The sequence below is a fragment of the Bacillus sp. es.034 genome, assembly GCF_002563655.1.
Lineage (GTDB): Bacteria > Bacillota > Bacilli > Bacillales > Bacillaceae_B > Rossellomorea.
The window spans coordinates 3,774,142-3,787,306 of the sequence record NZ_PDIY01000001.1; the positions used below are offsets into that span (position 1 = coordinate 3,774,142).

The window sequence follows — 13,165 nt, forward strand, 5'->3', positions numbered from 1 at the left end:
TTTTATTTGCTTATTAATCATGTAAATCGTACTGAATCGCTTATTTTGAGGTGGATAAATTTGTTAATTGGCTGGATTATGTTTCAGAACGGCTGGATTTTCTGTGAAATCGGCCGGATTTTTCATTGTATCGGCTGGATTCTAGCCAAAATCGGCCGGATTTTCGATTAAGACCGACCACATCTCCCTTCAATTTCATCCAACCTCTTCTCACCATCCTCTAAAAAACACGTTAATAATTATTTTTTCCGGGTAAACACTATCTTAAGATAACCTAAACCCTTAAAGGAGTGTTTTCATTGTCTCAACAACAACAAAACCAGAAACAGACTTTTCCCCCTCAGCACCAGGATCATCAGCCTGGTACGGTGGATGAAATGAACCCCCAACCCATTCATACGGATCAAAACTATAAAGGCAGTGGCAAGCTGGATGGAAAGGTCGCACTCATTACAGGAGGCGACAGCGGGATCGGACGGTCGGTTGCCTGGTACTTCGCACGGGAAGGCGCACATGTAGCGGTTTCGTATTTGGACGAGCATGAGGATGCGAATAAAACGAAGGAACTTGTAGAAGCAGAAGGCGTCAGATGCATCCTGTTACCAGGTGATGTGGGAAGTTCGACTTTCTGCAAAGATATCGTGAGTAAGACGATATCCGAGTTCGGGAAACTTGATATCCTCGTAAACAACGCTGCTGAACAACACCCTCAAGCAGGGCTTACGGATATTAGCGATGAACAGTTGGAGCGTACATTCAAAACGAATATCTTCTCCATGTTCTATTTGACACGGGCTGCCCTCCCTCATCTGAAGAAGGGAGCCTCGATCATCAATACGGCTTCGATCACAGCATATAAAGGAAACAAGGATCTGATCGATTACTCTTCCACCAAAGGGGCCATTGTAAGTTTCACTCGTTCACTGGCTGAAAACATTGCCGCAGATGGCATCAGGGTGAACGGGGTCGCGCCAGGACCGATCTGGACTCCGTTGATACCATCGACATTCAGTTCACAAAAAGTGTCGGAATTCGGAGCGAATACACCCCTTGGACGGGCGGGACAGCCGTTTGAGTTAGCACCTGCCTACGTATATCTTGCCAGTGATGATTCAAGCTACGTGTCGGGACAGATGATTCATGTGAATGGCGGTACCGTCATCAACGGATAAGACAAAAAGCGACTGAAGTTTATGGCTCTCTTCTTTTGAAGGGGAGTCCACACTTCAGTCGCTTTTTATTATGACTTCACTTTACGTTCACCGCAGGTACACCGGGTCACAAGATGATGAGGAACAATGATCCTCTTGATCGGTTCTTTCGGATTCTCTATTTTTTGAATCAGGCTTTTTGCAGCCTCATTCCCAAGATTATAAATATTGATATCCACAGATGTTAGAGGGGGTCTGGACATTTCCGCCAGAAGTACATTATTGAAGCTGACAATGGATATGTCTTCCGGTACACGAATGCCCATCTCATCCAAAGTGTTCAAGACTCCAAGCGCCATCAGATCATCGGCTACGACCAGGGCAGTCGGGGGATCTTCCAGCTGCATGAGCTCTTTAATGGCTTCACGTCCCCCTTCCCGAAGGAATTCTTCGTGTATGATATATTCATCCTTCATATCGATCCCCGCATCACGGAGGGACTTTTCGTACCCTAACAAACGTTCGACCGTCACAACAAGATCCAGGTCTCCCCCGATAAAGCCGATGCATTCATGCTTAAGCTCGAGGAGATAGTCCGTCACTTCTTTCGTTGCCCGGTAGTTATCATTATCCACATGTGTGATTTCTTCACAATACTTGTATGGCTTCCCGACGACGACAAAGGGGAAATCCCGATTCTTCAAATAGTTCATCACTTTATCTTCTACCTTTGAATATAACAGGATGATTCCGTCCACCCGTCCGCCCTGGACCATCTGGACGACTCCTTCAAAGATTTCCTCTTCCGATTGGCCGGTGGACATTTGAAGGGCATACTGTTTTTCCTGTGCCCCTTCACTTAACCCTCTTAAGACAGTCGGAAAGAATGGATTTTGCGAGAAGGCGCTGGCGGAACCCGGTAATACCAGCCCGATCACCTGTGTGGACTGATTTGCCAGGCTCCTTGCAATGAAGTTGGGATGGTATCCAAGTTGCTCCATCGCTTCCCGGACTTTCTGTTTTGTTTTTTCACTTATTCTTGGATTGTTTGCGATCACACGTGAAACCGTGGACGGTGCTACGTTTGCAAGTTTCGCAACATCCTTTATGGTAACAGCCATATATTCCACCCCCTGTTTTAAAAAAAGCGGACCCTAAGACGGGCTGCTCAATCATAAAATTAAAACGCTTCCAATTCATTATGTTTAAAATGGCAGCAGGGCTCAATTTAATGGCCCTGCTCTTATTACTTGTTCTTCGATTTTCCACGTTTCCTTACAAGATACAGGAAAAGGAAGAATAGGAAGTACATGATTCCCAAAGCGATCAGGTAAGGATAATTCAGTCCGCTCTTTTTTTTGAGTAAGTAAATTTCCGACTCTTCACGATCAAGGACAAGATGATAATTTCCATCCTTATCGCTACGAACCAGGTCATCACTGATTAACCCTTTTAATTCATGATTATCCGCTAGTTGATCTTTTGTTAATTGAACATCTTGTGTTTCACTCGTATTGTTGATGGCTATGACGATGGTCTGATCTTTATATGTACGCTTAAAGATTCCCATCCCGTCTTTATTGTAAATCGGTGTGATATCCCCTCTCGTCAGTGCGGGATAATCTTGACGGATCTCACCTAACCGGGTGATATAATCAATCAGTTCTTTATCAGCCCTGAAATTCATAAAGCGGCGGTTGTCAGGGTCATTCCCCCCGTCCATCGCTATTTCAGAACCGTAATAAACGATCGGGATTCCAGGGGTTGTATACATATACGTGAGGGCAAGCTTCCATCTCGTTCCAGGGAAGAGCTTCCCTTGAACAATCATTCTCGTAAATCGTTCCATATCATGGTTATCTATGAATGTCCCCATCACATATGGATTGTCATAGAACGTTTCATTGTATTTCCAAAAGTTGAATAAACGATCCATGGATGTATCGGGCTTCTGGAAGACGGAACGCATTTCTTCCGCTTGGGGGACATTGACGAATCCATCGATTCCTGTCCCATTATAGGCAGCGATTTTTTCCGGATCCCGGTCGAACACTTCTCCTAACAGGTAAAAGTCTTCTTTCACCGACTTCACCTCATCGCTGAACTCATCCCAGAACTCCTGCGGGACATGACGTACAGTGTCCAGACGATACCCATCGATATCGGTTTCTTTGATCCACCACTTTGCCGCATCGAATAAATAGTTTTTCACTTCGGGATTCTCTGTATTTAAATCGGGAAGATCATATAACCAGGCATTCTGAACACTTTCTTCATTATTGAAATTCATCGGCTGCTTCTCATGGAACCAGTCCTCTTTTTCAGGGTCATTCACCCAGGGGTGTTCCGGCCCGACATGATTCACAACAAAGTCCAGCATCACTTTCATATCCCGTTTATGGGCTTCTTCCACAAGCTTCTTGAACGTCTTCATGGAGCCGAAATGTTCTTCGGTTTTGTAGAAGTCCGTAATCCAGTAGCCGTGATAACCCATCGGTTGATTATCAAATATGGGGGTCAGCCAAATGGCAGTGAATCCCATATCCCTGATGTAATCCAGTTTATTGATGATTCCCTGGAAATCTCCGCCCTGATAGGCTTTCGGGTCCTTCGTGTTCACATCTTTATCATTGCTTGTATCCCCATCATTAAAGCGATCGACCATCAGAAAATAAATGGTCTCATCCTGCCATTTTCGTTCTTCTTTTTCAACTGCACCTACCGGAAGGGCGTAAAAAAGAAGAAACGGGACTAAAATGAGAGATAATACTCTTCTTTTCATCTCCGCTCCTCCTATAAATGTTAGTAACGCCTATAAGATTATCCTTTTGTACCCCCTGCCGTCAATCCTGAAACGAAGTATTTCTGGAAGAACAGGAATAATAGGGCAATCGGTACGGCTATGAGGACTGATCCGGCAGCAAATGTTGTAAACTCTGCTCCGAATTGTTTGGCCACCATATCATAAAGGGCAACCGGTAGTGTATACATCTTTTCTGAACGTAACAGGATACTTGCAATGATAAAGTCTGCGAATGGGGCAATGAATGAAAACAGTGCCACAACCGCAATGATCGGTTTCGCAAGAGGCATGACGATCTGGAAGAAAATGCGCAAATGGCCCGCTCCGTCCATCTTAGCTGATTCATCCAGTTCTTTCGGAATCGTATCCAGATACCCTTTCATCAACCATGTGTTCATTGGGATCTGCCCGCCCACATATACAAGGATCAATCCGATATGAGTATCCAATAGTTTTGTTAACAGCGCTAATACGAAAATCGCAATAAGCGCGGCAAAGTTAGGAATCATTTGCAGGATGAGGAATGTCATCAACCCATTCTTTCGTCCAGCGAATCTGTATCGGGAGAAGGAATAAGCGGTCAGACTTACCAGTAAGACGGTTAGTGCCATCGTAGATAAACTGACCTTCAATGAATTCCAATACCAAAGCATATAATTGCTTTTCTCGAGATCAAAAAGTTCCTTATAATGTGCCAGTGTCGCGTTTTTAGGAATGATGGATGAACCGGATAAACTTTGGCCCGGGTTGAATGATGATCCGATGATCCATGCAACCGGGTAAAGAATGATGGCAAACATGATTCCGATGAATGCGTATGAAAGTGTCAAACGTATGAGTTTCTGTCTCTTCATATTCATATTACATCATATCCTCTTCTTGGAATGATTTCGTTCTCTTGAACTGCCAGATCGCTACAGTGATCACGATGATGGACAATAATAATGTGATGGCAGCGGCTTTCGAATACTGTGCGGATGTCATCGTCAGACTGTAAATCCAGGAGATCAGGATATCCGTCCCCCCTGCATTTTGTCCGGTTAAGGCCGGTCCACCGCCGTTGAATAAGTAAATGACGTTAAAGTTATTAAAGTTAAACGTATATTGTGTAATGATGATCGGTGCCGTTGCAAAAAGGACAAGTGGCAGCGTGATATTCTTGAATTTCTGGAATGCCGAAGCCCCATCGACCGTCGCTGCTTCATATAGTTCATCCGGAATGGATTGAAGCACTCCCGTTGTCATGGCAAAGATAAAAGGGAAGCCGAGCCATGCCTGGATTCCAATCAAGGCAATTCGTGTATACATCGGTTCCGTCATCCAAGGTAATCCTTCAATACCGAAGAACCCGAGGATGTCCCGGTTGATCGTTCCGAATGATTCATTGAACATTCCGGCGAAAACGAGGATCGAAACGAAAGCCGGGATTGCCCAAGGCAGGATGAATACAGTACGGATGATGGCTTTCCCTTTTAAATCCTTCTGATTCACAAGGATGGCAAGGAATACTCCAAGTGCCACTTGAAGTGTTGTCGCGCCGAACGTCCAAACGAGTGTCCAGGCAAGTACGGTGATGAATGTTTCTCTCCATATATCAATCTTGAAAATATCCACAAAGTTTTGGATCCCTACCCAGTCAACCAGTTTAGCCGGTGGTGAGTGATACAGATCGTAGTTTGTGAACGCCAGTAAGACGACAAAGATGATCGGGAAAATGACGACGAATACAAGTAGTAAGAACCCCGGAGACATAATGAGATATGGAAATCCATTATCAATCAGATTTCTGTACTGCTCGCGGATCGTGCTGAGCTTCTCTCCCCTGTCGCGCTTTTCTCCATTCTTATACGCATCCCGGAGATTAAACAGATAAAAACCGATTCCAAAAATAGATACAATGATTGCCAGGATACCGTATACCATTAAGAAAATGGAATGATCTCCGTATGATACGTCTGTCCCAAGGGTCGTAATCCCCCATAATCCGTAGCCGATCAAATCTCTGAAGACAAGGATAAAGGCGGCTGTCATGATCAGGAAGAATGCGCCTTTTAGAAACTGCCTATGATACATCTGACCTAAACCAGGGATTAGGGAAAGGGCCAGCGCTGTTTTTCTATGATTTGTTTGATAGGATTGTTGCTCCATCCTATATTCCCCTTTCTACGTTCACAGTTTTGATAAGCTTCAAGAGCTTTTTAAGAAAAGAAAGATTTTTTCCTTAAAAAGCCCTTGAATAGGTCTTTAAAAGGATAGCAGTACCTCTCAATAACGAGAAGGTACCGCTATGATTATGATTAGTTGGAGTGGTTCGCATCAATGTTTTGCTGAATTTGCTTCACTGCTGCATCAAGAGCCGCTTTCGGTTCTTGCTTACCTGTTACAACCGTTTGAAGTGAATCAGCCATTGGTCCCCAAACTTCTCCCATTTCAGGGATGTTCGGCATTGGAACCGCGTATTGAGATTGCTCAGCAACCGCTTTTGCACCAGGATTGTCTGCGATCGCAGGATCGTCGATCAGACCTTGGTTTGTTGGAACTTCCTGTGTTTGTTCGAAACGTAATTTAGCATACTCATCTTGAGTGATGAATTCGATGAATTTCTGAGCCCACTCTTTGTTTTTAGAGTAGCCTGACACATGCCAGCCCTTCACACCCATGAATGTTTTCATCGGCTCTCCGTTAGGAAGCTTAGGCATTGCAGCAATACCGATATCGATACCCGCATCTTTATATCCTTGGAATGACCAAGGACCGTTCATGACAGATGCCACTTTTCCTTCTCCGAAAAGACCGTCAAGTGCAGATCCGCCATTTTCCCCGATGATCCCTTTAGGGAATAAACCTTCTGTGTACCATTTTTGGATATATTCAGTTCCTTCTACAGCACCATCATTGTTTAAGCCAAGATCTTTCGCATCTAATGCCCCGTCGTTTTCAGCGAATACATATCCACCGAATCCACCGATCGGTGCATGTGCGAAATAGAAGTTATCCCATAGTGCTAAGAAACCGTAGCTTCCATCTTTCGTGAAATCTTTAGAGAATGTGTATACTTCATCCATTGTTTTAGGCGCATCTTCCATCAACGCTTTGTTGTAAATGAAAACAGGCGTTTCTGAAGATTTTGGTAGACCATATAACTTACCATCATAGCTCTCAGCCGTCATAGAAGATTCAGTGAAACGCTTTTCAATGTCCCCGTCGACTTCTAAAGGAGCGATATGCCCTGCAAGAGCAAGCTCACCGATTTGATCATGTGGTAATGTCAAAATGTCAGGACCTGTCCCGGCAGGACCGTCTAAACGTAATTGTTCTTTCATCTTAGTTGCCATTTCGACTTCTTTCACTTCAACTTTGATACCAGTTTCTTCTTCGAACTTGGCACCTACTTCATCCAGCCATCCAGTTTTCTCTTGATCTTCCCAGACAACCAGTTTTTCAGGTTTGTTCGCATCGTCAGCTTTTTTCTCTCCGCTGTCACTTTTTGATCCTTCCTCACGGTTTGGACCACAAGCAGCGAGCGCCCCCAGTACAAGCATGATTACCATAAGCATTGATAACGCTTTCCTCATTTCGACCCCTCCTAAGTATGGTGAAACTATTGATTCATGTTTTAGATTGAACAAACGCTTGCACATACTATGACTTAATCTCTAAAGATATCGCTTACATTCTTTTGTGAAAACGATTGCACAACCTATTTCTTATTATACAAACTAAATCTCCTTTGACAATACTTTTTTTGAAAATTTTTGCGTTTTACCTTAAAGAAAAGAAAACGCTTCACTTGTTTGATTGCCTATCATTGACAACATTGTTGGTTTGGAATACTCTTTAATGGAATGAATAAGAGGAGGATATACGATGCTACTGGAAGCCATCTATCACAGACCGAAAGATAATTATGCATACGCTTGCACAAATAATGAAATACACATACGGATCCGCACGAAGAAAAATGACGTCGAAACTGTCACACTCCTGCACGGAGATCCTTATCAATGGGAAAATGGACAATGGCTGTATGATCGTAAGGAAATGGTTTTAACCGGAACGGATCAGTTGTTCGATTATTGGTTCGCTTCCATCTCCCCTCCTTTCAGACGGCTTCGCTACGGTTTTCTCCTCCACGACACAACGGATGAAGTCTTTTTTGGAGAAAAAGGATTTAACGGAGCCCCTTCTACTGATATAGGGGATTACTTCTGCTTCCCGTTCCTGAATGCCATCGATGTCTTCGAAGCACCCCAATGGGTGAAGGATACGGTCTGGTATCAAATTTTCCCTGAGAGATTCGCTAATGGGAATACGGAGAATGATCCAGAAGGGACACTGGATTGGAATAGTACAGAGCCCACCCCGACCAATTTTTTCGGAGGGGACTTAGAAGGCGTGATCCAGAACATTCATTATTTAAAAACGCTTGGAATCTCCGGAATTTACTTTACCCCGATCTTTAAAGCGCATTCCAATCATAAATACGACACGATCGATTATTTCGAAATCGATCCCCAGTTCGGGACGAAAGAAACCCTCAAGGAATTAATTGAGGTCTGTCACCAAAATGATATCAAAGTCATGCTGGATGCCGTCTTCAATCATAGCGGCTTCTATTTTGATCAGTTTCAGGATGTACTGGAGAAGGGTGAGGATTCTCCTTATAAAGAGTGGTTTCATGCACATGAATTCCCACTGGATATAGCCAGTTCACCTCCCAATTATGATACCTTTGCATTCGAACCTTCCATGCCGAAGTTAAATACTGAGAATGAAGAGGTGCGCCATTATCTATTGGAAGTCGGCCGTTACTGGATAAAGGAATTCGATATCGATGGATGGCGTCTCGATGTAGCAAATGAAGTCGATCACCACTTCTGGCGTGAGTTCCGAAAAGAAGTAAAAGGTATAAAGCCGGAGCTGTATATCTTAGGGGAAATCTGGCATGATTCCATGCCCTGGCTGCGTGGAGATCAATTCGATGCTGTCATGAACTATCCTTTTACGACCAATCTATTGAATCTGTTCGCCCACCAAACCATTTCTGCTTCTCAATTTGCAGAAAACATGACATCTGTGGTTCATATGTACCCTAAGAATGTAAACGAAGTGAATTTCAACCTTGTCGGGAGTCATGATACACCACGTGTATTAACAGAGTGCGGCGAAGATATCCGACGCGCTAAACAAATCTACACGTTCATGCTCACCTTTACCGGAACACCTTGTATTTATTATGGTGATGAAATCGGTCTGACAGGTGAACAGGATCCAGGATGCCGCAAATGCTTTCCATGGGAACAGGAGCATCATAACGAGGAGCTCTTCAGGCATATACAGAAGCATATCGCCCTTCGGAAGAATTACCCGCTGTTAAGCAACGAAGGAAATCTGACATTTTTACCCGGTGATCTGCATGAGCATTGCCTTTCATTCACCAAGTCAAACGGAGAGGAAACAATCTTTGTTCTATTAAACTGTGGTGAAGAACCGACCACCTACTCCCTTCCTTTTGAGTTGAAAGGAAAGAAGATCACCAATCTGTGGAATGGGGAAGATTTTGCCGCAGAAGCAGAGTCCATCGAGGTGGCACTCGATGGGTACGGATTTGCCATTTTGAAATTCTAATCATGCTTACTTCCTAAAAAGAGGGACTACACCTTAACGGTTAGTCCCCTTACCTATTTAAAATGTAACGAACGCCGTGGTATGCCCCCGGTAACTTAAAGGAGAAAATCTATGAGCAATAACCAAAAAAACATGACCCTCTTTGCCTTGACCTGGCCGATCTTCATTGAAATCTTCCTTCACATGCTGATGGGAAATGCCGATACGTTAATGCTGAGTCAGTACTCGGATGACTCAGTAGCAGCCGTCGGGGTCTCCAATCAGATCCTCTCTCTCATCATTGTGATGTTTGGATTTGTTGCGACGGGTACAGCCATACTCGTGGCCCAGCATCTCGGTGCGGATGAGAATCGCATGGCTGGAGAAGTGTCGATCGTTTCCATTGCTGTCAATCTACTATTCGGACTTTTATTGAGTATCGCCCTTGTATTTTTCAGTAAGCCGATCTTATCATCAATGGACCTCCCACGTTCACTGATGGATGAAGCTTCTTCCTATTTAAAAATCGTGGGAGGCTTTGCTTTCATCCAGGCCTTGATCATGACTGCAGGAGCCATCATGAGGAGCTATGGCTATACAAAAGACGCCATGTATATCACAATCGGCATGAATATTGTCAATGTGATCGGAAACTACTTATTTATTTTCGGACCGTTCGGTGTCCCTGTATTAGGCGTAGAGGGTGTGGCGATTTCCACTATCACCTCGAGGCTGATCGGATTTATCGTGAGTATCATCGTGATAAGGAAGCGGATACCCTCTGCTCTTCCATTCAGAAGACTGTTCAAGCTTCCGGTCTCTCACGTTAAAAATTTATTGAGGATCGGCATCCCCTCTGCTGGAGAGCATCTTTCCTATAATGGGTCTCAAATGGTCATTACCTACTTCATTGCGAGTATAGGGACCAATGCTCTTACGACGAAGGTATATGCCCAAAACCTGATGATGTTCATTTTCTTATTCAGCGTCGCGATCAGCCAGGGAACACAAATCATCATCGGGCACATGATCGGCGCCAGGGATTTTGACAGTGCTTACGAACGATGCCTGAAAAGCTTAAAGATCGCGATCATCATCTCGCTCATCATGGCAGGGATTTTTTCAGTTGCGGCAGAACCCCTCCTCCGCATATTTACAAGCAACGAAGAAATCATTTCCCTTGGTAAAACATTGATCTACCTGACTATCATTCTCGAACCGGGAAGAAGCTTTAATTTAGTGGTCATTAACGCGCTGAGGGCAACAGGTGATGTACGCTTCCCTGTCTATATGGGGATATTATCCATGTGGGGAGTGAGCGTCACGCTTTCCTACATTCTCGGAATCTGGTTCGGACTCGGGCTTATCGGAATCTGGATCTCCTTCATTGCCGATGAATGGCTGCGGGGCATCATCATGCTCAAACGCTGGCGGTCCAAAGTATGGGTCCACAAACGCTTTATCCAAAATGATAAAAACGCCGTTTAGAGGGACGGACCTTTCTTAAGGTGGTTGTGAACTCCCCCCTCCCCTCCAATATTTAAAAGAGTCAGTTCTCCTGTCGAGCTGACTCTTTTTTCTCCAAATGAAAACGCCCTCATTTATAAATGTTAAGTTTTTTTACATAAAAACGCTTTCATTGCAAAATAATACTTGAACTTTTGTTATTTTCTGAATATGATAAATGATATAACTTATTCATGTCATAAAACCTAACATGAACAAAGATCAAATTTACAAAAGGAGGAAATCATTAATGAAAAAAGTGGAAGCCATTATTCGTGCAGAAGCATTTTTATCCCTGCGAGAAGCATTATGCCTTCGTGGATTCAGCGGCCTGACCGTATCAGAGGCAGCTGGTTGTGGAAAGCAAAAAGGAAAGCAGGGGATATTCAGGGGGAATAAATTCGAACTGCAGTTAGTCCCCCGCGTTAAGGTTGAAATGATCATCGACGATGGGCAGGTGGAAGACATCATTGATCTCATCGTGGAACATTGCAGTACGGACACCGTTGGGGACGGTAAGATTTTCATCTATCCCGTCGAAGATGTCATCCGAATCCGTACAGGCGAACGAGGAAAAAAAGCCGTTTTGTAGATCACTTCTTTCTTCACTCAACCACTAAGCCGTTTTACCAAACCAATATTGGAGGGATTCCATTGATTAAAAAAATTACGTCGCTTCTGTTCCTGTCGTTTTCTGTAAGCACTACCGCTTTCGCAGCTGCCCCTACCGCAGAGTCTGTTCAAGCATCCGTCGACTCCCTGTGGGTCATGATTGCTGCAGTCCTTGTATTCTTCATGCACGCCGGATTCGCCATGGTCGAGACCGGATTCACCCGCGCCAAGAACTCTCTTAATATCCTCATGAAAAACTTCTTAACTGTAGCCATTGCCTCTGTTCTTTATTTCATCGCTGGGTTCGGATTCATGTTCGGAGGGTCATCTGGCGGCGTCATCGGCACGGACAGCTTTTTCCTATCAGGACGGGAAGACATCGGTTTCTTCTTATTTCAATCCGTATTTGCCGCTACATGTGCCACGATCATTTCCGGTGCTGTGGCTGAACGCATGAAACTCAAAAGCTATATCCTTTTGACCATCGCCATGACAGGAATCATCTATCCGATCGTCGGACATTGGGTGTGGGGCGGCGGCTGGCTTTCTGAGATGGGCTTCGTCGATTTCGCCGGATCTACTGTCGTCCATTTGACAGGCGCAGTAGGCGCATTCATCACAGTCCTGTTCCTTGGATCCCGCGTTGGGAAATACAGCAAAGGAAAAGTGAATGTCATCCCGGGGCATAATATTCCCATCGGTGCACTCGGCGTGTTCATCCTCTGGTTCGGCTGGTTCGGGTTTAATGGAGGAAGCAGCCTGGCCGCTGATCCCACCCTTGTCCCGCACGTCATCACGACGACCTTATTTTCAGCTTCCGCCGCCATTCTTTCATCCGCTTTTTACACATTGATCCGATTTAAGCGAATTGATCCATCCCTTACACTGAATGGTGCCCTCGGTGGACTTGTTGGAATTACCGCCGGCTGCGCCAATGTATCTCTATCAGGCTCGTTATTGATCGGTCTGATCGCGGGAATCGTTCTGGTCGAGGCCGTGACCTTCATCGATTCGAAATTGAAAGTCGATGATCCTGTTGGAGCCATTGCCGTTCATGGAATTTGTGGAATATGGGGTACGGTCGCTGTGGGATTATTCGATGTTCAGAACGGACTTTTATATGGTGGAGGTGCTGCCCTCGTCGCCACTCAAGCCCTTGGGGTGTTGGCAGTCATTGCCTGGACGACTGTCACCGTTGGTGGATTCCTATTCATCGTAACAAGAATATCAAGTATTCGTGTCTCCCGTGAAGAAGAGCTTTCAGGGCTCGATTTTACGGAGCATGGCTCCAATGCCTATGAATTAAAGGATACAGTGTTGGAATCGAACGTTTCTTCCGCTTCCCCATTCGGATCTGACTTAGTCGAGCGATTGAACTCGATTGGAACAGGAAACGTAAGTGATATGAAACAACGGAACACAATCTAATTTGAGTAAGAGCTGCTTTATGCGGCTCTTTTTTTCTTTTCCAAAATGGGTGCGGGAC

10 protein-coding genes are annotated in these 13,165 nt (G+C 44.6%); 5 read left to right on the forward strand and 5 right to left on the reverse strand.

The genetic code is table 11. The features are described 5' to 3' along the window. The first annotated feature begins 299 nt into the window (after nucleotides 1-299). A complete protein-coding gene (locus ATG71_RS19245) occupies nucleotides 300-1,172 on the forward strand; it encodes an SDR family oxidoreductase (RefSeq protein WP_098441054.1) in 873 nt (290 codons plus the stop codon). A 68-nt stretch (nucleotides 1,173-1,240) separates the two neighbouring features. Here ATG71_RS19245 and ATG71_RS19250 read toward each other — a convergent pair whose 3' ends face one another. The 5 genes from ATG71_RS19250 to ATG71_RS19270 form a co-directional block, all read right to left on the reverse strand. After that, on the reverse strand, nucleotides 1,241-2,272 hold the full coding sequence (locus ATG71_RS19250) for a LacI family DNA-binding transcriptional regulator (protein WP_098441055.1): 1,032 nt from the start codon (nucleotides 2,270-2,272) through the stop codon (nucleotides 1,241-1,243). A 125-nt stretch (nucleotides 2,273-2,397) separates the two neighbouring features. Then, nucleotides 2,398-3,933, reverse strand: a complete 1,536-nt coding sequence (locus tag ATG71_RS19255; protein WP_098441056.1) for an alpha-amylase family glycosyl hydrolase — start codon at nucleotides 3,931-3,933, stop codon at nucleotides 2,398-2,400. Between the two features lie 38 nt (nucleotides 3,934-3,971). Continuing rightward, nucleotides 3,972-4,814, reverse strand: a complete 843-nt coding sequence (locus ATG71_RS19260; RefSeq protein ID WP_098441057.1) for a sugar ABC transporter permease — start codon at nucleotides 4,812-4,814, stop codon at nucleotides 3,972-3,974. Between the two features lies 1 nt (nucleotide 4,815). Beyond that, nucleotides 4,816-6,102, reverse strand: coding sequence for a carbohydrate ABC transporter permease (locus ATG71_RS19265; RefSeq protein ID WP_098441058.1), 1,287 nt, complete (start codon nucleotides 6,100-6,102; stop codon nucleotides 4,816-4,818). A 149-nt stretch (nucleotides 6,103-6,251) separates the two neighbouring features. Then, nucleotides 6,252-7,529 (reverse strand): extracellular solute-binding protein, encoded by a 1,278-nt coding sequence (locus ATG71_RS19270; protein ID WP_098441059.1) that lies wholly within the window; start codon nucleotides 7,527-7,529, stop codon nucleotides 6,252-6,254. Nucleotides 7,530-7,821: 292 nt separating this feature from the next. On the opposite strand from ATG71_RS19270, the gene ATG71_RS19275 reads away from it, so the two are divergent. The 4 genes from ATG71_RS19275 to ATG71_RS19290 all read left to right on the forward strand — a co-directional run bounded on the left by ATG71_RS19275 (nucleotide 7,822) and on the right by ATG71_RS19290 (nucleotide 13,107). Then, on the forward strand, nucleotides 7,822-9,582 hold the full coding sequence (locus ATG71_RS19275; protein WP_098441060.1) for an alpha-glycosidase: 1,761 nt from the start codon (nucleotides 7,822-7,824) through the stop codon (nucleotides 9,580-9,582). A 111-nt stretch (nucleotides 9,583-9,693) separates the two neighbouring features. Then, complete coding sequence (locus ATG71_RS19280) at nucleotides 9,694-11,049, forward strand: MATE family efflux transporter (protein WP_098441061.1); 1,356 nt, start codon at nucleotides 9,694-9,696, stop codon at nucleotides 11,047-11,049. Nucleotides 11,050-11,317: 268 nt separating this feature from the next. Continuing rightward, nucleotides 11,318-11,659, forward strand: a complete 342-nt coding sequence (locus ATG71_RS19285) for a P-II family nitrogen regulator (RefSeq protein ID WP_098441062.1) — start codon at nucleotides 11,318-11,320, stop codon at nucleotides 11,657-11,659. A gap of 62 nt (nucleotides 11,660-11,721) precedes the next feature. After that, nucleotides 11,722-13,107 (forward strand): ammonium transporter, encoded by a 1,386-nt coding sequence (locus ATG71_RS19290; protein WP_098441063.1) that lies wholly within the window; start codon nucleotides 11,722-11,724, stop codon nucleotides 13,105-13,107. The last annotated feature ends 58 nt before the right edge of the window (nucleotides 13,108-13,165 follow it).

Excerpts from the sequence above, each read along its gene's own strand:
- ATG71_RS19255 (WP_098441056.1), bottom strand. The coding sequence starts at position 3,933 with ATGAAAAGAAGAGTATTATCTCTCATTTTAGTCCCGTTTCTTCTTTTT.
- ATG71_RS19280 (WP_098441061.1), top strand. The coding sequence starts at position 9,694 with ATGAGCAATAACCAAAAAAACATGACCCTCTTTGCCTTGACCTGGCCG.
- ATG71_RS19265 (WP_098441058.1), bottom strand. The coding sequence starts at position 6,102 with ATGGAGCAACAATCCTATCAAACAAATCATAGAAAAACAGCGCTGGCC.
- ATG71_RS19250 (WP_098441055.1), bottom strand. The coding sequence starts at position 2,272 with ATGGCTGTTACCATAAAGGATGTTGCGAAACTTGCAAACGTAGCACCG.
- ATG71_RS19270 (WP_098441059.1), bottom strand. The coding sequence starts at position 7,529 with ATGAGGAAAGCGTTATCAATGCTTATGGTAATCATGCTTGTACTGGGG.
- ATG71_RS19275 (WP_098441060.1), top strand. The coding sequence starts at position 7,822 with ATGCTACTGGAAGCCATCTATCACAGACCGAAAGATAATTATGCATAC.
- ATG71_RS19260 (WP_098441057.1), bottom strand. The coding sequence starts at position 4,814 with ATGAATATGAAGAGACAGAAACTCATACGTTTGACACTTTCATACGCA.
- ATG71_RS19285 (WP_098441062.1), top strand. The coding sequence starts at position 11,318 with ATGAAAAAAGTGGAAGCCATTATTCGTGCAGAAGCATTTTTATCCCTG.